The organism is Salmonella enterica subsp. arizonae (assembly GCF_008692845.1).
In the GTDB taxonomy this organism is placed as follows: Bacteria; Pseudomonadota; Gammaproteobacteria; order Enterobacterales; family Enterobacteriaceae; genus Salmonella; species Salmonella arizonae.
In genome coordinates, this window is the sequence record NZ_VXJW01000006.1 from 311,766 (window position 1) to 334,274 (window position 22,509).

Sequence of the window (22,509 nt, forward strand, 5' to 3'; positions counted from 1 at the left end):
ATTATTTAATGGCGAGAATAAATGGATGCCCTGAATAACGGGGCATCAAGGAAATTAATGACTTGAGAACCAGTTTAATTTATCGCGTAGCCCGACCACGCGGCCAACGATAATAAGCGCCGGGCTGGCAACTTGTTTCGCCAGTTCGCCTAACTGCGCCAGTTCGCCATTGACTACCCGCTGTTTGATGGAGGTGCCATTTTCAACCAGCGCGACTGGCATATCGGCCTGCATACCGAAAGCAATCAGTTTTTCCTGGATAGTTGCCGCCTGATTGAGCCCCATATAGAACACCAGCGTCTGTTTTTCTGCCGCCAGGTTTTCCCAGTCCAGCTCACCGCCGGTTTTCAGGTGACCTGTGACCAGCCGCACGCTTTGTGCATAGTCGCGGTGGGTGAGGGGAATGCCGGAATAAGCCGAACAGCCGGAAGCGGCGGTAATACCGGGAACCACCGAGAACGGGATACCTGCATGGCATAGCGTCTCCAGCTCTTCGCCGCCACGGCCAAAGATAAACGGATCGCCGCCTTTCAGGCGTACTACGCGTTTACCTTTTTGCGCTTCACGCAGCAGGATCTGGTTGATTTCCTCCTGCGGGACGCAGTGGTAGCCCGCGCGTTTACCCACAAATACCCGATCGGCGTCGCGGCGTACCAGGTTCATAATGTCGTCGGAGACAAGGCGATCGTAAACCACGATATCCGCCTGTTGAATTTGTTGTAACCCTTTCAGCGTGAGCAGCCCGGCATCACCCGGCCCGGCGCCGACCAGCACCACTTCGCCACGGTGATCCAGCGGTTCGCTAAACAGTTGCTCGGTCGTCGCGTTAACCGCTTTTTCATCGGCATTCGCCAGCGACTGCGCCAGCCGGTCGTTGACGAAAAATTTTTCCCAGAAGCGACGGCGTTCGCCCATGGTGGTGAACTGTTTTTTCACCCGGGCGCGGAGTTGCCCGGCATATTGCGCCACCTGGCCCAGATGTTGCGGTAATATCGATTCGAGTTTTTCACGTAGCAGACGGGCCAGAACCGGTGAGGTCCCACCGGAGGAGACCGCCATCATCAGCGGCGAGCGGTCGATAATCGAGGGCATGATAAAGCTGGCGGCTTTCGGCGCATCCACCACGTTACAGAAAATACGTCGTGACTCCGCCGCCTCGCTAACGTGCTGGTTCACCGCATCGTCATCGGTGGCAGCGATAGCCAACCAGCACGGGTCGAGTAACGCTTCGTCAAACGGCCCCTCAACCAGCGTTAACATACCTTCATCTGCCCATACGGTGAACTGTGGAATAAAGGTTAGCGCGTTAACCGTTAAACGCGCACCTGCTTCCAGCAGTAACCGCGCTTTGCGTTCTGCGACATCGCCGCCGCCGACGATCAGACAGTCGCGGTCGCGTAATTGACAAAATATAGGCAAATGGTCCACGACATTACCCCTTAATGGTTGGCTGTAACCTTAATGTGGTTGATTTTTTGCGGAACAGGGCGCTCCGATTTTGGCGTAGCATACCAATAACCCAATCCCATGAACACGACGCCGGACAAAGTATTGCCGAGAGTGACCCATAACAGATTGTGTCCGATTCCGGACAGGGTATAGGCATCGCTGTGATAACCAAACCAGGAGAGGGCGAACAGCGTCATATTGGCGATGGAGTGCTCGTAGCCGGAAGCGATAAACGCCAGCAGACACCACCAGATAGCAAGAAATTTCGCCGTGCCTTCCGTGCGGATCGCCATCCAGATTGCCAGACAAACCAGCCAGTTACACAGTGCGCCTTTGAAGAACAGTACCGTCGCAGGCGCGGTGGTTTTCGCCAGCGCCACTGAGTGGACGATACTGGTATCGACAGGTAACAAACTGCCGCCGCCCCAGCTGTAAAGCAGCGCGACAAAGACGGAACCGACCAGGTTGCCGAGCCAGGTTTGCGGTAGGATAGCCCACATTTGACCGTGGCTGATAGTGCCTGCTTTGACGCCCAGCGTCAGGAACATGGTGTGGCCGGTAAACAGTTCGGAACCGGCAATAATCACTAGCGTTAAGGCGATACCGAAGGTGGCGCCCATCACCAACGGACGTACAGAAGGATCGAGTAAATTACCGAGGGTGAAGATGAGAATAATACCGAGGCCGACATAAGCCCCGGCCATTGCGGAACTGACCCAGAAGCCGAGCGGATTATTCGCCGACAGGCGTGCGATGCGCGCAGCGTTAGCTGCACACTTGTTGATAGTGTCTGTAAACATTTGATTATCCTTTTCTCACTTCATCCTTTGCACTGCCTCTTTGTTGGCTGCCCTCGCTCACCCCAGTCACATAGTGAACTATGCTCCTGGGGATTTGCTCAGTTGCCGCCGCGATGCAGTACAAATGATTTTGTGATAACAATTAAAATGAAAAAAATACAAAAAAGGGGAGGCGTTGCGCCTCCCAAAATTAATTAACCGCGCAACTGAACCACGCCGTCTTTTACTCGCGCTTCGTAATGCTTCACGGAGAACTGCTCATCTTCCATGCACAGTCCGTCGCTTAAACGAAAGCGCTGTTTTTTCAGCGGGCTGGCGACCCACAGTTCGCCCTGGTGTTCCGCAATCAGCCCACGAGACAGCACGCTGGCCTCAAAGAACGGGTCGATGTTGCTGATCGCAAACACCTGATCGCTATGGTAAGGCCGGAAAATCGCTACCTGTTCGTCGCCTAATAGCGCGCAGACGCCGGTTTCCGGCAGGATGTCATCGATGTTGCAGATGTTTTGCCACTGGCTCATGCGTTTTCCTCCACCAAAGTCACCGGGATACGTTCATACGGCGTGGCCGGACGATGCTGCTCACGCTCTGGGACGACCTGGACATTTGGGTCGCGCTTGTCGCTGTTGATGAAGTGTTTGAAACGAACCTGCGCCGCTGGCGTGTTGACGGTCTCCGTCCATTCGCAGATCACCGCTGCGCGCAGGCGCGCCATCTCTTCTTCCAGATGTTCGTTAAGGCCCAGCTTATCGTCGATAATGACTGATTTCAGGTAGTCGATGCCGCCTTCCAGATTATCCAGCCACGGCGCGGTACGGGTCAATTTATCGGCAGTACGAATGTAGAACATCATGAAACGGTCGAGATACTTGATCAGCGTTTCGCGATCAAGATCGGCTGCGAGCAGATCCGCGTGACGTGGTTTCATACCGCCGTTACCGCAGACGTACAGGTTCCAGCCTTTTTCGGTAGCGATGATACCGACATCTTTACCCTGGGCTTCCGCACATTCACGGGTACAGCCGGAGACGCCGAACTTCATTTTGTGCGGGGTGCGGATGCCTTTGTAGCGGTTTTCCAGCTCCACGCCGAAACCGACGCTGTCGCCCACGCCGTAGCGGCACCAGGTGCTGCCGACGCAGGTTTTCGCCATCCGCAGCGCTTTGGCATACGCATGACCGGTTTCGAAACCGGCTTCAATCAACTGACGCCAAATTTCCGGCAGATCGTCTTTTTGCGCGCCAAACAGACCGATACGCTGAGAGCCGGTAATTTTGGTATAGAGGTTAAACTCGCGGGCGATACGACCCACGGCCACCAGACCTTCAGGCGTGATTTCACCGCCCGCCGAGCGCGGGATCACCGAGTAGGTACCGTCTTTTTGAATATTTGCCAGGAAGTTATCGTTGGTATCCTGTAACGGAGTGTGCTGCGGCTTGAGGATGTATTCGTTCCAGCACGACGCCAGCAGCGAACCGACGGTCGGCTTACACACTTCGCAGCCGTAGCCTTTACCGTGTTTCGCCAGCAGTTCTTCAAAGGTTTTGATGCCTTCCACGCGGATTAAGTGGAACAGTTCCTGACGAGAATAAGCAAAGTGCTCGCACAGGTTGTTGTTGACTTCAATACCCTGTTTCGCCAGTTCGGCGTTCAGTACCTGCGTCACCAGCGGGATGCAGCCGCCGCAGCCGGTTCCGGCTTTGGTTTCCGCTTTCAGCGCCGCCACGGTATGGCAGCCTTTATTGATAGCGGCGATCAGATCGCCTTTAGTCACATCGAAGCAGGAGCAGATCTGCGCGCTGTCCGGCAGTTTATCCACGCCGATAGAGGGTTTGCCGCTGCCCGCGTGAGACGGCAGAATCAGCGAATCCGGGTTTTCCGGCAGTTCGATAGCGTTCAGCACCAGTTGCAGCAGATTGCCGTAATCGCGGGTGTCGCCGACCAGCACAGCGCCGAGCAGAGTTTTGTTATCCTGACTTACGATTAAACGTTTATAAACTTCTTTACTTTCATCGAGATAAACATAGCTGCGCGCACCCGGCGTGCGGCCATGCGCGTCGCCGATACCGCCAACGTCCACGCCCAGTAGTTTCAGTTTGGCGCTGAGATCCGCCCCTTCAAAGGCGTTTTCTCTGCTGAGGATATGGTCAACGGCGACCTGCGCCATTTTATAGCCCGGCGCGACCAGACCGTAAACGCGGTTGTTCCAACTGGCGCACTCGCCGATAGCGTAGATATCCGGGTCGGAAGTCTGGCAGGTGTCGTTAATCACGATACCGCCGCGCTGCGCGACGGCCAGACCGCACTGGGTAGCCAGCTTGTCGCGGGGGCGAATACCGGTAGAGAAGACGATGAAATCGACTTCCAACTCGCTACCATCGGCAAAACGCATGGTTTTACGCGCTTCGGTGCCTTCCTGAACGATCTCTTTGGTGTTTTTGCTGGTATGTACGCGCACGCCCATGCTTTCGATCTTGCGACGTAACTGCTCGCCGCCCATCTGATCCAACTGCTCCGCCATCAGCATCGGCGCGAATTCAATGACGTGAGTTTCCACGCCGAGATTTTTCAGCGCGCCTGCGGCTTCCAGGCCTAACAGGCCGCCGCCGACCACCGCGCCGCGTTTGCTACGACGTGCGCAGGATTCAATAGCGTTGAGGTCTTCAATGGTACGATAAACGAAGCAGTCCTGGGTTTCGGAGCCTTTAATCGGCGGAATCCACGGATACGAACCGGTCGCCATGATCAGCTTGTCATAATAAACGGTACGACCCGCGCTGGAGTGAATGACTTTCTCCTGGCGATTAATGGTAATCGCGCGTTCGCCAACCAGCACCTTCACGCCGTGCTTCTCGTAAAAACCTTCACGCACCAGAGAAAGCTCTTCCGCGGTGTGGTGAGAGAAGTAGGATGACAGGTGGACACGATCATAGGCTTTACGGGGTTCTTCACAGAACACGGTAATGTCGAACAGGCTAGCGTCGGATTTATCAAGGAGATCCTCAATAAAGCGGTGGCCGACCATACCATTACCGATAATAGCGAGTCTGACTTTGCTCATTTTTGCCTCGATTTCTTTTCTATTACCGCCTACCTTAACGATTCAGCAACCCCGCTTATTGATGTAAATCAAATTCACCTTTATATACCTCTTAATAGGTATATGGCTGATTTGTCAGGATTTTTATAAGTGGCGGAATTGTCAGGCTTTTCAGTTTCGTACAAATAAGATACAAGGTGAGGGGATTTTAGATGACCAGCCCTACCCAGTCAGGAGGAGGGAAAAAATAGCGTGCCGGATAAGGCGAAGCCGCCATCCGGCACTCATTATCAATGCGCAGCCGATGCGCTATGTTGGCGATGACGTGACACAAAGCCGAGCGCAAAGCACATTACAAATACCACCGCATACAGACCATTCGCGGTGAGTAACGCCGCCTGCGGGCCGCTATACGCCACAATTGGGCCGGTGACGACGAATGTCAGCATCGTTCCGATGGTGCCGCAGGTCAGAATAAAGTTGACCAACTTAGGCGAGGCCACTTTCGTTTGCTGCGATCCCAGCGTAATGATGGAGGTATAAATGGCGCTGGAGAAGAAGCCCAGCGTCAGAATGAACCACGGCATATGCGCCTGCGTACCGGTAATAAACAGATACATCAGCACCGTCGCCATACCTGCCAGCACGGTCAGAATGCGTTGCAGATCGAAAAAGCGCAGGATAAAGCTGAATGCCCACATGCCAAACATATAGGACATCCAGAAATCGCTCACTAGCGCCCCGGCGTCATTGAGGCTCATGCCTAAGCCTTTGGCGTATTCCGGCACCCAAGAGATAAAGCCTAATTGACCGAGGATATAGCACAGCGCGGCGACGGCGAGAAACAGCACACCAATGCCCCATTTTTCTTTGGCGGCAGGTGCCTGAGAGTGCTGCGCATGTTTACCCAGCGCCGGAAATTCACAGCCGAAGGTCAGGATGAAAATCGCCAGATATACCAGGCCGATGCAGGCGTAAACCCAGTACCACTCAATACTGCGCGCCAGCAGGAAGGCGGCGACCATAGGAAAAACCATCCCCGCCATGCTGAAGAAGGAGTCGGTAAACAGCAGTCGGGAACCGCGCTGACGTCCTTCATACAGTTGCGTAATCAGGAAGGTACCAATCGACATGGTGATCCCACTAACCAGCCCCAGCACAAACATTGCCGCTGAGAACAACGCCAGGCTATGGCTGAGCATCAACCCGGCAACCGCCAATATCATCAGGATGAAACCAAAGCGTAGCTGTGTTTTCAGCGGGACGATTTCCATCAGCCAGGCATTGAGGAAGATAGAGATCAAAATCCCGGCGTTCAGGAAAGTAAATGTGTTACTCATGTTGGAAACGGGCAGATGAAAATAGTCTGCGATATTTCCCATCACCATCCCGGTGACAATCACCAGCGCCCCGGTCAGGGCGTAGGAAAGAAAGCTAATCCATGTGAGCTTGATGCGGTTGCTGTTAGTCATGTCTGGCCTTGAAGAGAAATGAAGCGCGTGGAGGGCGCGTTAAGCGGGCAGATTTTAGGCGCTTTAGTGACGTATTTAAATAATTATTAGCAATCTTAGTGTTGGTTACATTTTTAATGTGATGTTGATCACGCTATATGGCGAGAATGAAGTATTGCGTCGTAACGTTACATTTGTTTCATATACGTAAAATTAGGTAAAGGGCTGGCCTGACTCTGGAAGGCTCTTTAGAATCAGTCCACTTGCTTTATTTCTGCTCTCGTTAAGGAAATCTCATGCTCAAATCGACTCTGGCGGCTGTCGCAGCTGCTTTCGCTCTTTCTGCTCTTTCTCCCGCAGCGTTGGCAGCAAAAGGCGATCCTCATGTACTGTTAGCCACCTCCGCCGGGAATATCGAGCTGGAGCTGAACAGCCAGAAAGCGCCGGTTTCCGTGAAAAACTTTGTCGATTACGTCAATAGTGGTTTCTATAACAACACTACCTTTCACCGCGTTATTCCTGGCTTTATGATTCAGGGCGGTGGTTTTAACGAGCAGATGCAGCAGAAGAAACCGAATCCGCCAATTAAGAATGAAGCCGATAACGGTCTGCGTAATACTCGCGGCACGATCGCTATGGCGCGTACCGCAGATAAAGACAGCGCCACCAGCCAGTTCTTTATTAACGTCGCGGATAACGCTTTTCTCGACCATGGCCAGCGTGACTTTGGCTATGCGGTATTTGGTAAAGTGGTAAAAGGCATGGATGTCGCCGATAAAATCTCCCAGGTGCCGACGCACGATGTTGGGCCTTATCAGAATGTGCCGACAAAACCCGTCGTTATCCTTTCCGCGAAAGTCCTGCCATAAAACATGCCTGCGCGGGCGCGAGCCGCCCGCATTTTCTCCCTGTCTCTGCGTAACCTGAAATTGCTGCTTATACTTGTGGGCAAGCACAGACATATTCAGGGAGGCCAGGTGAAGAAACTTACCGATAAACAAAAGTCACGCTTTTGGGAACAGCGGCGCAACGTTAACTTCCAGCAAAGCCGCCGTCTCGAAGGTATTGAGATCCCCTTAGTAACCCTGACCGCCGATGAAGCGCTGGCACGTATTGACGAGCTTCGGAGGCACTATGAGCGATAAATTTGGCGAAGGACGCGATCCGTACCTCTATCCGGGGCTGAATGTGATGCGTAATCGGCTGGGGATTCATCAGGCCCAGCGACTGGCGCAAGCGGCATATGAAATGACCGCGCTCCGCGCCGCCACGATTAAACTGGGGCCGCTGGTACGCGGCTTGCCTCATTTGTGCGCGATTCATCGCCAGCTCTATCAGGATATTTTCGACTGGGCAGGGCAACTGCGGGAGGTCGATATTTATCAGGGCGATACCCGTTTCTGCCACTTTGCCTATATCGAAAAAGAGGGCAATGCCCTGATGCAGGATCTGGAAGAGGAGGGCTACCTGGTCGGTCTGGCGCATGAAAAGTTTGTCGAGCGGCTGGCGCATTACTACTGCGAAATTAACGTACTCCACCCCTTTCGTTTGGGGAGTGGGCTGGCGCAGCGCATCTTCTTTGAACAGCTGGCGCTACATGCAGGCTACGCGCTGAGTTGGCAAGGTATTGCGGTTGAAACATGGAAGCAGGCGAACCAGAGCGGCGCGATGGGCGACCTCTCCGCCTTGCAGGCGATTTTTCAGAAAGCGATAAGCGAAGCTCGCGAAACTGAGTAAAATAGTACGGTTCTACTGATTCGGAGCCGCCATGATCCTGCTTATCGACAACTATGATTCCTTTACCTGGAACCTCTACCAGTATTTCTGTGAACTGGGCGCGGAAGTGCAGGTCAGGCGCAATGACGCGCTAACACTGGCGCACATTGACGCTTTGAACCCGCAAAAAATCGTTATCTCTCCCGGTCCTTGTACGCCGGATGATGCTGGCATTTCACTGACGGTCATCCGCCATTATGCCGGACGTATTCCGATGCTGGGCGTCTGTCTTGGGCATCAGGCGATGGCGCAGGCTTTTGGCGCGACGGTGGTGCGGGCAGCGAAAGTGATGCACGGTAAAACGTCACCCATTACGCATAATGGACAGGGCGTGTTTCGGGGATTGCCCTGCCCGTTAACCGTGACACGTTACCACTCGCTGATTGTCGACCCTGCCACGTTGCCTGAGTGTTTTGAGATCACCGCCTGGAGCGGCATGCAGGAGATTATGGGTATTCGCCACCGGGAGTGGGATCTGGAAGGCGTGCAGTTTCACCCGGAAAGTATTCTCAGCGAACAGGGACACGCTCTCCTGGAAAATTTCCTCCGGCGTTGATTTGTAGTTGCTATTAAGTGATTTTTTATTCATATTTTGTGATTATAATTTCACTGGCATTTCTGCTTAACCGGGTGGTAATGATATGGCAACTGAACAAACGGCTATTACGCGCGCAACTTTTGATGAAGTGATTCTGCCCATTTATGCACCGGCGGACTTTATTCCGGTCAAAGGTAAAGGCAGTCGCGTATGGGATCAGCAGGGCAAAGAGTATATCGATTTCGCCGGCGGGATCGCAGTGACTGCGCTGGGCCATTGCCATCCGGCGCTGGTCGAGGCGCTGAAATCCCAGGGTGAAACCTTGTGGCATACCAGTAACGTTTTTACCAATGAACCGGCATTGCGTCTGGGACGTAAACTGATCGACGCCACGTTTGCCGGGCGTGTGCTATTTATGAATTCCGGCACGGAAGCGAACGAAACCGCCTTTAAACTGGCGCGTCATTATGCCTGCGTGCGCCATAGCCCGTTCAAAACAAAAATCATTGCCTTTCATAATGCGTTTCATGGCCGCTCGCTCTTTACCGTATCGGTTGGGGGGCAGCCGAAATATTCCGATGGCTTTGGACCGAAACCCGCCGACATTATTCATGTCCCCTTCAATGATCTGCATGCGGTGAAAGCGGTGATGGACGATCATACCTGCGCTGTTGTGGTAGAGCCTGTTCAGGGGGAAGGGGGCGTGACCGCCGCTACACCAGCGTTCCTGCAGGGGCTGCGTGAGTTATGCGATCGGCATCAGGCGTTGTTGGTGTTTGATGAAGTACAGTGCGGAATGGGGCGCACAGGATCGCTGTTTGCCTACATGCACTACGGCGTCACGCCGGATATCCTCACCAGCGCCAAAGCGTTAGGCGGCGGTTTTCCGGTGAGCGCTATGCTGACCACGCAGGAGATCGCCTCGGCCTTCCATGTCGGTTCTCACGGTTCAACCTATGGCGGCAATCCGCTGGCCTGTGCGGTGGCTGGCGCGGCATTCGATATTATTAATACGCCAGAGGTACTACAAGGCATTCACACTAAGCGGCAACAGTTTGTGCAACATTTGCAGGCAATTGACGAGCAATTTGACATTTTCAGCGATATTCGCGGCATGGGGCTGCTGATTGGCGCGGAACTGAAGCCGAAGTACAAAGGTCGGGCGCGCGATTTTCTGTACGCAGGCGCGGAGGCCGGCGTGATGGTGCTCAATGCCGGAACAGACGTGATGCGTTTTGCCCCGTCGCTGGTGGTGGAAGAGGCGGATATCAATGAAGGAATGCAACGCTTTGCGCAGGCGGTAGGGAACGTGGTTGCCTGATGCCGAATTGCCAGATAAGCGTAGCCCATCCGGCAGTCGATCTTAACCTTTTGTATCCCGTAGCCGCTTACTCAGCCAGATACCGTGATGCGGACGCTGACGCCAGGCCATCGACGAAATGGTGTGCATGGTGTTCAGATGGCCGATGATGCGTTGTAAATGTTGTTCCAGAGTGCTCAATAAGCCATGTGACGGCATGTCCGGCGACTCCAGAATATTGACATCGCCGGAGCCGCCTGGTCTGTCGTACTCCAGGCGCTGCTGGCAGCGCTGAATCGCAATCTCGCAAGATTCCAGATAGCGCTTCGCCAGATCCGGCGTCAGCATGGTGTGTTCCCGCGCCAGCGTCGTCATAGCGTTGATATGCTCGACAATAAACTGGCTGTGCGTGACCCATAGTTTCATATCCGACAGATAGTGGGTATTGAATCCGGGTTCCTGCATTGCCTGATTTAACGAGTTGAATAGCGTGTTATGCGCCTGGTTGACCCGCATTCTTTGATAAGCGAGCGGGGTGGCCTGCGGATCGTTACTGAGGATCAGTCGGATAGCTTCTTGATCGGCTTCCAGCGCATCATGGGCGTTTTTACGTAATAGCCCGCTTTGCCATTGCGGCCATAGCCAGACCATGCCGCCAAAGGCAATTAAACAGCCAATAAGCGTATCGATCAGCCTCGGCACAATAAACTGCTCTCCGTTTAACGTCAGCAACTGGATGGTGTATACCGCCGTCACCGTAAAGCCGACCGTCGCCCAGCCGTAGTTTTTACGAATAATCAGATAACTTGCCAGCGTTAGTACCAGCATGACCGCCAGCGTAATGCTTTCGGGAATATGTAAGTGCAGCGTGACGCCGGCAATCACCAGGCCGACCAGCGTTCCGGCCGAACGGTGCAGAATACGTACGCGCGTCGCGCCATAGCCGTTTTGGGTGACAAACAGCACTGTCATCAATATCCAGTACGGTTTAGGCAGGTTTAGCGCGCTGCCCATCAGACTGGCGATACTCATCATCACGCTGATGCGTCCAGCGTTGCGTAGCGCCGGCGATTTAAGCGACAAATAATTTTTCAGCGCCGGGAGTAGCGGCAGGCGGCGCTGTTTATCGGCCATCAGGTCGCGGGCGTAAAGTGGTCGCTGGGTACGCAGCACGCGGGCGATTCGGCTGAAGTGCCAGTAGCAGAACTGGCCTACCGGGTTTTCAGGATGCTGATTGGCGATCTTCTCCAGAGCGCCAATCTGTTTTTCCATGGAGAAACGCGTCGGCAGACGATGATAAAGGATGTCATCTGCCAGCACGCGCAGGCGCGCGGCGACCGTTTGCGCATTCCAGCGAATCACCTCTTCCGCATGGCTGCGTTCTACCAGTTTCTGTACCTCTTCCGGCTGATGCAGACTGACAGAGATATGTTCCTGCAAATCCATCGCTTCCTGAAAAGCCCGCAGTAGACGCTTGTAGTCGTTATTGTTGTGCGCCGAAAGCATATGCATCTGTTGATAACACTGGGTAATGAGATCGACCGCTTTTTGCTGGCGTATCAGCAGGGGAGGCAACGCTTTTTCCGGATCGATATGTTGGGTAAGGAGGCTGTATTTCGCTTCGCAGTAATCGGCCAGTTCACGGTATAACAAACTCAATGACTCGCGCAGCGGCTGTTCGCGCCATAGCCAGAACCAAAACCAGTTAAACACGCCGTACCATAGCGTGCCCAGCGCATAAATGAGCAGCGGCTCCCAGACGGGCATGTATCCCGCAAGGCTCAGGGTAAATATAGCGGCAATCAGCGACGCTGGCAGTAGCCGCGCATGAAGCGGGCTAATTTCCGCCGTTACGCCAAGTACCAGCGTAAGCCCGGTCAGGATCAACGGCAGGGGGACGGATTCCGCCAGCAAGAGTTGCGTTGCCAGACTGCATCCGGCGAACAGCGACGCGCCGATGACCAGGCGTTTAAAAAAGCGTTTGTGCGGGGTATCCAGACCTGCAATGTTGCAGCAGGCGGGAACGAGAGAGAAAAGTAACCCAAGGTGTAGCTGGCCTATCAATAAACCGACAGCCACAGGCAGGCACAGCACCAGCGTTTGCCGTAGTGCGTAATTAATCTCTGGGTGATAAATCAGTCTTCGCCACATCGATACAAACAAAAATGGCGCATGATAAAACGCGCCATTCTGACGGGATTAACGGGTGCCGTAAACGACGATGGTCTTGCCGTGCGCGGAGATCAGGTTTTGATCTTCCAGCATTTTCAAAATACGACCAACGGTTTCGCGGGAGCAGCCGACGATCTGGCCAATTTCCTGACGGGTGATTTTGATCTGCATCCCATCCGGGTGCGTCATGGCATCGGGCTGTTTCGCCAGATTCAGCAGCGTCTGAGCGATACGCCCGGTGACGTCAAGGAAGGCGAGGTTACCTACTTTTTCAGAGGTGACTTGTAAGCGACGAGCCATCTGGGAAGAGAGGCGCATCAGAATATCCGGGTTGACCTGGATTAATTGGCGAAATTTTTTGTAGGAAATTTCAGCGACCTCACATGCGGTTTTCGCACGTACCCAGGCGCTGCGTTCCTGGCCTTCTTCAAACAGGCCCAATTCACCAATAAAATCACCCTGATTCAGATAAGAAAGAATCATTTCTTTCCCTTCCTCATCTTTGATCAGCACTGCCACGGAGCCTTTAACGATGTAGTACAGCGTTTCTGCTTTTTCACCCTGGTGAATCAGCGTGCTCTTTGACGGGTACTTATGAATGTGGCAATGAGACAAGAACCATTCAAGAGTCGGGTCTGTTTGCGGTTTGCCAAGCACCATGCGCGGTTATCCTCTGTTATAAGCTGTCTCCAGAGCCAGAAAACGGCGCTGTCTCTGGGGTTGCAAAAATATGCTTCCCGCTACCTGGGAAGAGGGCTACGAAAATAGACTGTAGCCTGTAATGTGATGTCCTCTGCATACATGCAGTACGTCAATGTATTACTGTAGCATCTTGTCTGTTTTAGCATAGCTTTCGCCGTGTGTCTCCTGGTGTCTCGCTTCAGCATGACCCAGGTCGCCTTCCATTGCGAGTTTTGTTGTATGCGCGTAATCTTTCAGGAAAATTGAAACATTGGAGTTACGAAATATGCAAGCGCGTGTAAAGTGGGTTGAAGGACTCACGTTCCTCGGAGAGTCCTCCTCCGGCCACCAGATTTTAATGGATGGCAACTCCGGTGACAAAGCGCCGAGTCCGATGGAGATGGTATTAATGGCGGCTGGCGGATGTAGCGCTATTGATGTGGTATCAATCCTGCAAAAGGGCCGTCAGAATGTCACCAACTGCGAAGTGAAGTTGACATCCGAGCGCCGGGAAGACGCGCCGCGCCTGTTTACGCACATTAATTTGCATTTTATCGTTACCGGCAACGATCTGAAAGAGGCTGCCGTCGCGCGCGCTGTCGATCTCTCTGCGGAAAAATATTGCTCGGTGGCGCTAATGCTGGAAAAAGCGGTCAATATTACCCATTCGTATGAAGTGATTGCGGCGTGATTATCATTACCTGATGGCGGCTTCGCCTTACCGGCCTACCCGTTTTTATCTCGTAGGCCCGATAAGCGTAGCGCCATCGGGCATTTCAACGCGGTTATTCGATTTTTTTGCCTTCCATTAATCGCTGCACCAGCGGCAACATAATCAACTCCATCGCCAGTCCCATTTTGCCGCCCGGCACCACTAATGTATTAATGTGAGAAATGAACGAGCCCTGGAGCATCGCCAGTAGCCAGGGAAAATCGATCCCTTCCAGGTTGCGGAAATGGATCACCACAAAACTCTCATCCAGCGATGGAATACCCTTTGCGGCGAACGGATTGGACGTGTCGACGGTCGGCACGCGCTGGAAGTTAATATGGGTACGCGAGAACTGCGGCGTAATGTAATTGATGTAGTCGTCCATGGAACGCACCACGGAATCCATCACCGCTTCACGGGAGTGACCGCGTTCGCTGGTGTCGCGAATCAGTTTCTGGATCCACTCCAGATTGACGATAGGCACCACGCCAACCAACAGATCAACATGACGCGCGACATCATGTTGCGGTGTGACGACGCCGCCGTGCAGTCCTTCATAAAACAGCACATCGGTCGGCTCAGGAAGCGCCTGCCAGGGAGTAAACGTGCCGGGGACCTGATTCCACGGTACGGCTTCATCATAGGTATGCAGATATTTACGCGACTGGCCTTTACCCGTCTGCCCATACTCAATGAGGGTTTGTTCCAGCAGACCGAAGTCATTGGCTTCCGGCCCGAAGTAGCTGATATGCCGCCCGGCGTCGCGCGCTTTGCGGATCGCCATGTCCATTTCCGGGCGGGTGTAACGATGAAAACTGTCGCCTTCCACCTCGGCGGCGTGCAGATTTAACTGCGAGAATATTTTACGAAACGCGAGGCTGGTGGTGGTGGTCCCCGCGCCACTTGACCCTGTTACTGCTATCACCGGATGTTTGGCTGACATGGCAACTCCATGATTTAGCTTTAATAATAATGTATCGCCGTCAAAGGCGTTTTAGTCGCGAAACTGCTTTTTCGGCATAATATTGACCGTTTCATGCAATTCAGACCATACCAGAACGGCCTCGCCGGATTGCAGTTGACGTTTTACGTCAGCGACTTTTTGTTCAAGCGAACGTTCATGTTCACCATAATCGGTGCCTTCGCGCAACACAAAGCTTTCGATCAGGTTGTCCAGCGTGTCGGGGGCGAGCCCCTGCCAGGGAATGATCATGATGACGCCTCCAGGTACGTTGTCAGCCAGTCAGGAATTCGGCGTTCCAGCCACATTTCAGGGCGCAGCGGCGTACCGCCGATAAATCCTACGTGTCCGCCATGCTCAGTTAACTGATACTCCACCTGCGGGGGCAGATCTTCCGCTTTAGGGATCACATGATGATCCATAAACGGATCGTCTTTGGCATGAATAATCAGCGTTGGTTTAGCAATCTGGTTAAGCAACGGCATGGCGCTACACTGACGATAGTAGTCGATGGCGTCGGCAAAACCGTGAATTTTCGCGGTGATCAGATCGTCAAACTCGCGAATACGGCGCATTGATTTCAGTTGCGCCAGATTCACCGGCAACGACCCCGGATACGCTGCCAGCTTGCGTGACGCATTCGCTTTTAACAGATTGAGCAAATAACGCTGATAGACGCGGGAAAACCCTTTGTCCATGTGGTAGCTACAGGCTTCGAGAACGAAGGGCGCAGAAACAATTACCGCCGCTTCGATGGGAATATCGCGGCCTCCTTTCGCCAGCAGACACGCCAGCATATTACCGCCGAGCGAATAGCCCACGGCGGCTGTCGGAACGGCGCCGAACTCCCGCTGTAGCCAGCGTAAAAACCAGGCGCCGTCTTCCGTTTCGCCGGAGTGATAAATACGATTCAGACGATTCGGCTCGCCGCTACAGCCGCGAAAGTGCATCACTACGCCCAGCCAGTCGCGCTTTTGCGCCGCCTCAATCAGCCCGTGGGCATAGGGGCTGTTCAGGCTGCCTTCCAGACCATGAAAGACCACCAGTCTCGGTTTATGCTTTGCTTGCTGCGGCTCTTCGCTCCATGCCAGATCGACAAAATCGCCGTCTGGCAGTTCCAGCCGCTGCCAGTGGGCGCGGAACTTCACCTTGCGGCGGATCAAACGCGGAAGCATAGTCTGTAAATGGCGATTACGAATGCCGCGCATGGGAATAAATTCATGCGAGCCATCGACAGGCGGGGTCATTTCTGTAGACGTGATCTCAACCATAGCACCAGAACAATTGATAATTGGAAACAATACTATACCGCGCATAAGGTTCACAGATTAGTCAATATGTGATTTTACGTTCAATTGTTCCCCCGGCGCGATAAAAATTGCGTTTCATTTCGCCAGTTGTTGACAGTATTCACGGCGCGCGCAATACCCGACAGAAATAGCGTGAACCCCTGCATCAGCCGAATTAATCGTGGTAGTGTTGCAGCACGATGGTAATGTGACTCAAGGAGAAGACATGTCGAAGACACTTTTACAGATCCACTTTAACTTTAGCGGTCCTTTTGGCGAGGAGATGGCTCAGCAACTGGTTGGGCTGGCGGAGTCCATCAATGAGGAGCCGGGGTTTATCTGGAAAATCTGGACAGAAAGCGAGAAAAACCAGCAAGCTGGCGGCATTTACTTGTTTGAATCCGAAGAAACGGCGCAGGCTTATATTAAAAAACACACTGCGCGTCTGAAAAATCTTGGCGTTGATGAGGTGACGTTTAAATTATTTGGCGTGAACGACGCGCTGACGAAAATAAATCACGGCAACCTTTGCCGCTAAATCACATAACGCAGGCTTTCCATTCCGGCCAGCCTGCGAACGATATCTGTTCCCAGGACCACTGAGCGCTCCCCAAACCTGTTCCAATAATCCCGCGTCGTTCGGCGTGCTGCTGCTGTATGAAGTGATCGCCATCACAAATTGTTACTTCAATTATTACTCTCAGGCTAATGATTGCTTTCTGGGCTTAATTGATGATTTTCTCACCAAAGCTCAGACTCTTTTTCAGTGTTAAGCCAATCAAACTGATTGCTGAATCAGGAGGTTAATAATGTTATCTGGGCAAACGCCAGCACGCGTCTGGAACACCCGCCGCACGGAAAAACAGCGCCGTCTGGCTTCCGTTCCGGTGCAGGGTAAGGTGCTGCCGACCGCAGACCTGACCGCGATGCTGGAAAAACTGATCGCGCCGGGCGACCGCGTGGTATTAGAGGGGAATAACCAAAAGCAGGCAGATTTCCTGTCGCGTATGCTGGCTGAGGTGAACCCGCAGAAAGTGCACGACCTGCACATGATTATGCCAAGCGTCGGGCGCAGCGAGCATCTGGATATCTTCGAGAAAGGCATCGCCCGCAAGCTGGACTTCTCCTTCTCCGGCACCCAGAGCCTGCGCATCTCGCAGCTGCTGGAAGATGGCATGCTGGAAATCGGCGCCATCCACACCTACATCGAACTGTACTCCCGTCTTTACGTCGACCTGGCCCCAAACGTGGCGCTGATTGCCGGTTATAAAGCTGACCGCAAAGGTAATCTCTACACCGGGCCGAGTACCGAAGATACCCCGGCGCTGGTGGAAGCCGCCGCGTTCCACGACGGTATTGTTATCGCCCAGGTGAACGAACTGGTCGACGATGAATGCGACCTGCCGCGCGTGGATATTCCGGGCTCCTGGATTGACTACGTTGTCGTTGCCGACAAGCCGTTCTTCATCGAACCGCTGTTTACCCGCGACCCGCGCCTGATCAAACAAGAACACATCCTGATGGCGATGATGGCCATCAAAGGCATCTATGCCGAGCATCAGGTGCAGTCGCTGAACCACGGTATCGGCTTCAATACCGCCGCGATCGAACTGCTGCTGCCGACCTGGGGCGAACAGCTCGGTTTGCGCGGCAAAATCTGTAAACACTGGACGCTGAATCCACATCCGACGCTGATTCCGGCAATTGAAAGCGGTTGGGTAGAAAGCGTTCACTGCTTCGGCGGCGAGCTGGGGATGGAAGAGTATATCCGCGCCCGCCCGGACATCTTCTTCACCGGTTCCGATGGCTCCATGCGCTCCAACCGCGCCTTCTGCCAGTTGGCAGGTCAGTATGCGGTGGATATGTTTATCGGTTCGACCTTGCAGGTTGACGGCTACGCCAACTCCTCAACGGTAACCCGCGGTCGTCTGTCCGGTTTCGGCGGTGCGCCGAACATGGGCCACGATCCGCACGGTCGTCGCCACGCTACGCCAGCCTGGCTGAACATGATCACCGAACCGGACCCGATGCAGCGTGGTAAAAAACTCGTGGTGCAGATGGTGGAAACCTTCCAGGCAGGCGTGAAGCCGACCTTTGTCGAAAAACTCGATGCGGTGGATGTGGCGAAAGCCTCCGGAATGCCGCTGGCTCCGGTGATGATCTACGGCGACGACGTGACGCACGTGCTGACCGAAGAGGGTATTGCTTATCTCTATCGCGCAGAAAGTTTGGAAGAGCGCCGCGCGATGGTGGCGGCGGTTGCGGGTATCACCGACATCGGTCTGGGCGTGGATGCCAAACGTGTCGCTGAACTGCGTAGTAGCGGCAAGGTGGTCTACCCGGAAGATATGGGTATTCGCCGTACCGACGCGACCCGTTCGCTGCTGGCCGCCGGCAGCGTCGCTGACCTGGTGGAATGGTCCGGCGGTCTTTACAACCCACCTGCGAAATTCCGGAGCTGGTAATGAAACTTCTGCCCCGGATCCAGGCTGAAGGCGGTGCCGAATGGCTGGCGCGAACCGCCACGCAGTGTCTGATTGACGAAGCACGATTAAGCCCGAAACCCGGTCTGGTGGACAGTCGGGGGAACGGCGCGCATCACGATCTTACGCTTGCGCTGATGGAGCGCTCCGCGCACAGCCTGACCCCCACGTTTCAGGCGCTGGCGCTGCAAAGCTGGCAGCGTCCGGCGGATATCGCACTCAGACAGACCGTAGGGCGACTCGGCCGCGAAGGCGAGCAGCAGATGATGGCCGCTACCGGCGGCGTGAACACCCACCGCGGCGCGATTTGGGCGCTGGGGCTGCTGGTGAGCGCGGTGGCGATGCACGGCGGCGTGGGTAGCGCGCAGCAGGTGGCGAACACAGCCGGCGAGCTGGCGAAACTGCCGGACGACGCCGCGCCGAAGGTCTTCAGTAAAGGGCTATGCGCCACGCACCGTTATCGGGTGCCGGGGGCGCGCGAAGAGGCACAGCAAGCGTTTCCACATGTGATGCAGCGTGCGCTGCCGCAGCTTCGACTGAGTAGATTGAACGGCAGCAGCGAAGCGCAGGCGAGGCTTGACGCGCTGATGGCGATCATGACCTCGCTGACCGATACCTGCGTGCTGTCGCGCGCCGGGCTTAAGGGGCTGGATGCCATGCAGGACGGCGCGCGAGCTGTGCTGAACGCCGGCGGCACCGCTCATCCAGCGGGTCAGTTGGCGCTAGCGGCGCTCGATCGCCAGATGCTGGCGCTGAATGCCTCGCCGGGCGGCGCAGCCGATTTGCTCGCCGCCACCTTGTTTCTTGACCGTATCGAATCGCCCTATTTCAAGCATTAAGAGGATGTTATGGAACACATTACGTTAACCGTACCGGCCAGCCGCGTCTTAATCGGCAAAGCGCTGGCAGGCGTCGTGGGCTCCGGGGATATGGAGGTGTTATTCACCGCCGATCAGAGCCAGACGTTAACCATTGATATCACCACTTCCGTTGATAACAGCCGTAGCCGCTGGGAAGCGCTGTTCAACCGTTTGCAAACGGTCAGCAGCCTGCCAGCAGGCAAACTGACGATCCATGATTTCGGCGCGACGCCAGGCGTGGCGCGCATTCGTATCGAACAGGTTTTTGAAGAGGTGAGCTATGCGTGATGATCGTAGCTTTATTGAATTAAAAGCGCGCCAGCGTGCGCAGGCGCTGCTGGATGACGGTAGTTACCGCGAACTGCTCGACCCGTTCGAAGGCATCATGTCGCCATGGCTGGGCGCGCAGGGCATCGTCCCGCAGGCCGATGACGGTATGGTCGTCGCAAAAGGCACCATCAACGGCAAACCGGCTGTGGTTGTGGCGATTGAAGGCGCCTTCCAGGGGGGCAGCATGGGCGAAGTGTCCGGCGCCAAAATGGCGGCGGCGCTGGAGCTGGCGGCGGAAGATAACCGCAACGGTATCCCCACTCAGGCGGTTTTGAGTCTGGAAACCGGCGGCGTGCGTTTGCAGGAAGCCAACCTGGGCCTCGCGGCGATTGCCGATATTCACGCGGCGATTGTCGACCTACGTCGCTATACCCCAGTGGTCGGCATTGTGGCCGGGACCGTCGGCTGCTTCGGCGGGATGTCGATTGCCGCCGCGCTGTGCAGCTATCTGATCGTCACCCGTGAAGCGCGTCTGGGCCTCAACGGCCCGCAGGTTATCGAACAGGAAGCCGGGATTGAAGAGTACGACTCCCGCGACCGTCCGTTCATCTGGAGCATGACCGGCGGGGAAGTGCGCTATCAAAGCGGGCTGGTGGACGCGCTGGTTGGCGACGGCGTTAACGCGGTGAAAGCGGCGATGAACGAGGCGCTGGCGAAAGGCGTACCGGCGAAACATCGCACCGATAACTATGACTGGTATCTCGATCGCCTGACGAACTTCGACACCCGCAAACAGGCCGATTCTGAACAGATTAAAGCGCTTTTCAGCCGGGAGGTGAAATGATGAGTAACTCAACGAGCCGTAGCGAATTATGGCTGGAAACCCTCGCCCCCAACGCTAAACGTCTGGAAGGGCTGTGCCCGTCCGTGCAGGCCGCCGACGGTGAACTGAACGGCGAAGCGGTACGCTTTATCGCCGTGGTGCCGGATGCGAATAATCACTACCCGCGCGCAGCCAAAGGCGAGGTAGGGCTGCTGGAAGGCTGGACGCTGGCGAAAGTGGTGAGCGAAACCATCGCCGCCGATGCCGATAACGCCGTGAAGCGCCCGATTGTGGCGGTGATAGACGTGCCGAGCCAGGCCTACGGTCGTCGTGAAGAAGGTTTTGGTATTCACCAGGCGCTGGCCGGCGCCGCGGCGGCGTATGCCAACGCGCGTCTGGCGGGGCATCCGGTGATTGGCCTGATCGTCGGTAAAGCGATGTCCGGCGCGTTCCTCGCGCACGGCTACCAGGCAAACCGCCTGATCGCCTTTAACGATAAAGGCGTGCTAATTCACGCAATGGGCAAAGAGTCGGCGGCGCGTATTACCCTGCGTACCGTGGAATCTCTGGAAAAACTGGCGGCGACCATTCCGCCGATGGCGTATGACATCAGCAACTACGCCACCCTGGGGCTGCTTTCCGACCTGCTGGACATCAGTAACCCGGATGCTCCGTCTGCTACCGATCTGGCGCTGGTGAAAACCACGCTGCAACAGGCCATCAATGACGCTCGTCAGGACCCGACGCTGAAAAGCCGTCTGGGCGCAGACAATCGCCGCAGCTCTGCTTTTGTGCGCGAACGCATGCGGGCGAACTGGTAAGTAGAAAGAGACCTGCCGGATGTTCGGCCCGTGGGCGCATTCGTTGCGCCCGCGAGGGCCGCTACATCTGAAAATAATAACCATCGCGACAGTGCTAACTTTTTAAATTACAGGTGATTTATGACTTACGTGATTGTTCATGCCCTTGCACCGATTTTTATCATCATGCTGCTGGGATTCTGGGCCGGGAAGGCCAAAATGGTTGATAACAAGAATGTTTCCCTGCTTAATATTTTCGTCATGGATTTCGCGTTACCGGCGACGTTGTTCAGCGCCACGGTACAAACGCCCTGGACGGGGATTCTCGCCCAGTCGCCGCTAATTCTGGTACTGACGCTGGCGATGTGGATTACCTATGTGGCTATTTACTTCCTGGCGACAACCGTCTTTAAAAAGTCGCCGCAGGATGCCGCTGTGCTGACCCTGACGGTGGCGCTGCCTAACTACGCGGCGCTCGGTCTGCCGATTCTCGGCAGCGTACTGGGGGAAGGCGCGACGACCTCGCTGTCCGTCGCGGTTTCCATTGCCTGCGGTTCGGTACTGATGACGCCGTTCTGTCTGCTGATTCTGGAACGTGAAAAAGCGCGCGCAGAAGGCAACAACACTGGTTCTACTCTGGCTATTCTGCCGGTGTTGATGTGGCGTTCGCTGAAAAAACCGATTGTTATGGGCCCGCTACTGGGGGTCATTCTCTCCGCTATCGGGATCAAAATGCCGGAACTTTTCCTGGCGGCAATCAAACCGCTGGGTCTGTCCGCGACCGCGGCGGCGCTGTTCCTGACTGGGGTGATCCTGTCAGCTCGTAAACTGAAAATTAATACTATGGTGATTACCTCGACCATTACTAAGTTACTGATTCAACCGGCGATTGCTTGGGGTATCGTGCTGATTTTTGGTCTGCATGGCTCCGTGGCGATTACCGCGATCCTGATGATTGCGCTGTCTGCCGGTTTTTTCGGCGTGGTGTTCGGCAATCGCTTTGGCGTGCAGTCGCCGGATGCGGAAGCGGTGCTGCTGTTGAGCTCGGTACTGTGTATCCTGTCGCTGCCGCTGTTTATCTCGCTGACTTCAGGAATCTAAATT

At 54.8% G+C, this 22,509-nt stretch carries 23 protein-coding genes; 13 read left to right on the forward strand and 10 right to left on the reverse strand.

Annotated features, from left to right (window positions below):
- Positions 1-54: 54 nt before the first annotated feature.
- The 5 genes from cysG to tsgA form a co-directional block, all read right to left on the reverse strand.
- Positions 55-1,428 carry a siroheme synthase CysG gene (cysG, locus tag F4V61_RS13875; RefSeq protein ID WP_079798616.1) on the reverse strand — a complete coding sequence of 458 codons (1,374 nt, stop codon included), beginning with the start codon at positions 1,426-1,428 and terminating at the stop codon, positions 55-57.
- 11 nt (positions 1,429-1,439) lie between these two features.
- The gene (gene nirC, locus F4V61_RS13880) at positions 1,440-2,249 is read right to left on the reverse strand and encodes a nitrite transporter NirC (protein WP_079798615.1); all 810 of its coding nucleotides are present in this window, start codon (positions 2,247-2,249) and stop codon (positions 1,440-1,442) included.
- Positions 2,250-2,443: 194 nt separating this feature from the next.
- Complete coding sequence (nirD, locus tag F4V61_RS13885; protein ID WP_000084821.1) at positions 2,444-2,770, reverse strand: nitrite reductase small subunit NirD; 327 nt, start codon at positions 2,768-2,770, stop codon at positions 2,444-2,446.
- Positions 2,767-5,310, reverse strand: coding sequence for an NADPH-nitrite reductase large subunit (gene nirB / locus F4V61_RS13890; RefSeq protein ID WP_079781256.1), 2,544 nt, complete (start codon positions 5,308-5,310; stop codon positions 2,767-2,769). The genes nirD and nirB overlap by 4 nt, the downstream gene beginning before the upstream one ends.
- 269 nt (positions 5,311-5,579) lie before the next feature.
- Positions 5,580-6,761: an MFS transporter TsgA gene (tsgA, locus tag F4V61_RS13895; protein WP_000185210.1), complete on the reverse strand. Its 1,182-nt coding sequence runs from the start codon at positions 6,759-6,761 to the stop codon at positions 5,580-5,582.
- A 275-nt stretch (positions 6,762-7,036) separates the two neighbouring features.
- Here tsgA and ppiA point away from each other — a divergent pair, with 275 nt between their 5' ends.
- The 5 genes from ppiA to argD all read left to right on the forward strand — a co-directional run bounded on the left by ppiA (position 7,037) and on the right by argD (position 10,375).
- Positions 7,037-7,609: a peptidylprolyl isomerase A gene (gene ppiA / locus F4V61_RS13900; RefSeq protein WP_000920476.1), complete on the forward strand. Its 573-nt coding sequence runs from the start codon at positions 7,037-7,039 to the stop codon at positions 7,607-7,609.
- A 108-nt stretch (positions 7,610-7,717) separates the two neighbouring features.
- The gene (locus F4V61_RS13905) at positions 7,718-7,885 is read left to right on the forward strand and encodes a YhfG family protein (protein WP_048908658.1); all 168 of its coding nucleotides are present in this window, start codon (positions 7,718-7,720) and stop codon (positions 7,883-7,885) included.
- Positions 7,875-8,477, forward strand: coding sequence for a putative adenosine monophosphate-protein transferase Fic (locus F4V61_RS13910; protein ID WP_079827393.1), 603 nt, complete (start codon positions 7,875-7,877; stop codon positions 8,475-8,477). Before F4V61_RS13905 ends, F4V61_RS13910 begins: the two co-directional genes overlap by 11 nt.
- Positions 8,478-8,508: 31 nt before the next feature.
- The gene (gene pabA, locus F4V61_RS13915) at positions 8,509-9,072 is read left to right on the forward strand and encodes an aminodeoxychorismate synthase component 2 (protein WP_038397489.1); all 564 of its coding nucleotides are present in this window, start codon (positions 8,509-8,511) and stop codon (positions 9,070-9,072) included.
- Positions 9,073-9,157: 85 nt separating this feature from the next.
- On the forward strand, positions 9,158-10,375 hold the full coding sequence (gene argD, locus F4V61_RS13920; RefSeq protein ID WP_079827392.1) for a bifunctional acetylornithine/succinyldiaminopimelate transaminase: 1,218 nt from the start codon (positions 9,158-9,160) through the stop codon (positions 10,373-10,375).
- Between the two features lie 42 nt (positions 10,376-10,417).
- On the opposite strand, the gene F4V61_RS13925 is transcribed toward argD, so the two are convergent.
- Both F4V61_RS13925 and crp read right to left on the reverse strand, forming a co-directional pair.
- Positions 10,418-12,505, reverse strand: a complete 2,088-nt coding sequence (locus F4V61_RS13925; protein ID WP_079827391.1) for a YccS/YhfK family putative transporter — start codon at positions 12,503-12,505, stop codon at positions 10,418-10,420.
- Between the two features lie 48 nt (positions 12,506-12,553).
- Positions 12,554-13,186 carry a cAMP-activated global transcriptional regulator CRP gene (gene crp / locus F4V61_RS13930; protein WP_000242758.1) on the reverse strand — a complete coding sequence of 211 codons (633 nt, stop codon included), beginning with the start codon at positions 13,184-13,186 and terminating at the stop codon, positions 12,554-12,556.
- Positions 13,187-13,493: 307 nt separating this feature from the next.
- Between crp and F4V61_RS13935 the strand changes: the two genes are divergently transcribed.
- Positions 13,494-13,898 carry an OsmC family protein gene (locus F4V61_RS13935; RefSeq protein ID WP_001148918.1) on the forward strand — a complete coding sequence of 135 codons (405 nt, stop codon included), beginning with the start codon at positions 13,494-13,496 and terminating at the stop codon, positions 13,896-13,898.
- A gap of 94 nt (positions 13,899-13,992) precedes the next feature.
- Here F4V61_RS13935 and F4V61_RS13940 read toward each other — a convergent pair whose 3' ends face one another.
- From F4V61_RS13940 to F4V61_RS13950, 3 genes are read right to left on the reverse strand one after another with little or no spacing between them, the layout of a single operon-like run.
- Entirely contained in the window at positions 13,993-14,862 is an 870-nt protein-coding gene (locus F4V61_RS13940; RefSeq protein ID WP_080160974.1) for a phosphoribulokinase, read from the reverse strand.
- A gap of 51 nt (positions 14,863-14,913) precedes the next feature.
- Complete coding sequence (locus F4V61_RS13945) at positions 14,914-15,132, reverse strand: YheU family protein (protein WP_079835196.1); 219 nt, start codon at positions 15,130-15,132, stop codon at positions 14,914-14,916.
- Entirely contained in the window at positions 15,129-16,196 is a 1,068-nt protein-coding gene (locus F4V61_RS13950; RefSeq protein ID WP_080160975.1) for a hydrolase, read from the reverse strand. Before F4V61_RS13950 ends, F4V61_RS13945 begins: the two co-directional genes overlap by 4 nt.
- A gap of 199 nt (positions 16,197-16,395) precedes the next feature.
- Between F4V61_RS13950 and F4V61_RS13955 the strand changes: the two genes are divergently transcribed.
- The 7 genes from F4V61_RS13955 (at position 16,396) to F4V61_RS13985 (ending at position 22,506) form a co-directional block, all read left to right on the forward strand.
- Positions 16,396-16,707: a monooxygenase gene (locus tag F4V61_RS13955; protein WP_079798609.1), complete on the forward strand. Its 312-nt coding sequence runs from the start codon at positions 16,396-16,398 to the stop codon at positions 16,705-16,707.
- Between the two features lie 271 nt (positions 16,708-16,978).
- Positions 16,979-18,634, forward strand: a complete 1,656-nt coding sequence (gene mdcA, locus F4V61_RS13960; protein WP_079781250.1) for a malonate decarboxylase subunit alpha — start codon at positions 16,979-16,981, stop codon at positions 18,632-18,634.
- The gene (locus F4V61_RS13965; protein ID WP_000771632.1) at positions 18,634-19,491 is read left to right on the forward strand and encodes a triphosphoribosyl-dephospho-CoA synthase; all 858 of its coding nucleotides are present in this window, start codon (positions 18,634-18,636) and stop codon (positions 19,489-19,491) included. Before mdcA ends, F4V61_RS13965 begins: the two co-directional genes overlap by 1 nt.
- Positions 19,492-19,500: 9 nt before the next feature.
- Positions 19,501-19,800: a malonate decarboxylase acyl carrier protein gene (gene mdcC, locus F4V61_RS13970; RefSeq protein ID WP_038397495.1), complete on the forward strand. Its 300-nt coding sequence runs from the start codon at positions 19,501-19,503 to the stop codon at positions 19,798-19,800.
- Positions 19,793-20,626: a biotin-independent malonate decarboxylase subunit beta gene (locus F4V61_RS13975; protein WP_001204084.1), complete on the forward strand. Its 834-nt coding sequence runs from the start codon at positions 19,793-19,795 to the stop codon at positions 20,624-20,626. Before mdcC ends, F4V61_RS13975 begins: the two co-directional genes overlap by 8 nt.
- Positions 20,623-21,426 (forward strand): biotin-independent malonate decarboxylase subunit gamma, encoded by an 804-nt coding sequence (mdcE, locus tag F4V61_RS13980; RefSeq protein ID WP_000987485.1) that lies wholly within the window; start codon positions 20,623-20,625, stop codon positions 21,424-21,426. The genes F4V61_RS13975 and mdcE overlap by 4 nt, the downstream gene beginning before the upstream one ends.
- A gap of 120 nt (positions 21,427-21,546) precedes the next feature.
- Entirely contained in the window at positions 21,547-22,506 is a 960-nt protein-coding gene (locus F4V61_RS13985) for an AEC family transporter (protein ID WP_000222845.1), read from the forward strand.
- Positions 22,507-22,509: the final 3 nt, after the last annotated feature.

Coding starts and splice junctions, on each gene's coding strand:
- nirC (WP_079798615.1), bottom strand. CDS start 2,249: ATGTTTACAGACACTATCAACAAGTGTGCAGCTAACGCTGCGCGCATC.
- nirD (WP_000084821.1), bottom strand. CDS start 2,770: ATGAGCCAGTGGCAAAACATCTGCAACATCGATGACATCCTGCCGGAA.
- nirB (WP_079781256.1), bottom strand. CDS start 5,310: ATGAGCAAAGTCAGACTCGCTATTATCGGTAATGGTATGGTCGGCCAC.
- tsgA (WP_000185210.1), bottom strand. CDS start 6,761: ATGACTAACAGCAACCGCATCAAGCTCACATGGATTAGCTTTCTTTCC.
- ppiA (WP_000920476.1), top strand. CDS start 7,037: ATGCTCAAATCGACTCTGGCGGCTGTCGCAGCTGCTTTCGCTCTTTCT.
- F4V61_RS13910 (WP_079827393.1), top strand. CDS start 7,875: ATGAGCGATAAATTTGGCGAAGGACGCGATCCGTACCTCTATCCGGGG.
- pabA (WP_038397489.1), top strand. CDS start 8,509: ATGATCCTGCTTATCGACAACTATGATTCCTTTACCTGGAACCTCTAC.
- argD (WP_079827392.1), top strand. CDS start 9,158: ATGGCAACTGAACAAACGGCTATTACGCGCGCAACTTTTGATGAAGTG.
- F4V61_RS13925 (WP_079827391.1), bottom strand. CDS start 12,505: ATGTGGCGAAGACTGATTTATCACCCAGAGATTAATTACGCACTACGG.
- crp (WP_000242758.1), bottom strand. CDS start 13,186: ATGGTGCTTGGCAAACCGCAAACAGACCCGACTCTTGAATGGTTCTTG.
- F4V61_RS13935 (WP_001148918.1), top strand. CDS start 13,494: ATGCAAGCGCGTGTAAAGTGGGTTGAAGGACTCACGTTCCTCGGAGAG.
- F4V61_RS13940 (WP_080160974.1), bottom strand. CDS start 14,862: ATGTCAGCCAAACATCCGGTGATAGCAGTAACAGGGTCAAGTGGCGCG.
- F4V61_RS13945 (WP_079835196.1), bottom strand. CDS start 15,132: ATGATCATTCCCTGGCAGGGGCTCGCCCCCGACACGCTGGACAACCTG.
- F4V61_RS13950 (WP_080160975.1), bottom strand. CDS start 16,196: ATGCGCGGTATAGTATTGTTTCCAATTATCAATTGTTCTGGTGCTATG.
- F4V61_RS13955 (WP_079798609.1), top strand. CDS start 16,396: ATGTCGAAGACACTTTTACAGATCCACTTTAACTTTAGCGGTCCTTTT.
- mdcA (WP_079781250.1), top strand. CDS start 16,979: ATGTTATCTGGGCAAACGCCAGCACGCGTCTGGAACACCCGCCGCACG.
- F4V61_RS13965 (WP_000771632.1), top strand. CDS start 18,634: ATGAAACTTCTGCCCCGGATCCAGGCTGAAGGCGGTGCCGAATGGCTG.
- mdcC (WP_038397495.1), top strand. CDS start 19,501: ATGGAACACATTACGTTAACCGTACCGGCCAGCCGCGTCTTAATCGGC.
- F4V61_RS13975 (WP_001204084.1), top strand. CDS start 19,793: ATGCGTGATGATCGTAGCTTTATTGAATTAAAAGCGCGCCAGCGTGCG.
- mdcE (WP_000987485.1), top strand. CDS start 20,623: ATGATGAGTAACTCAACGAGCCGTAGCGAATTATGGCTGGAAACCCTC.
- F4V61_RS13985 (WP_000222845.1), top strand. CDS start 21,547: ATGACTTACGTGATTGTTCATGCCCTTGCACCGATTTTTATCATCATG.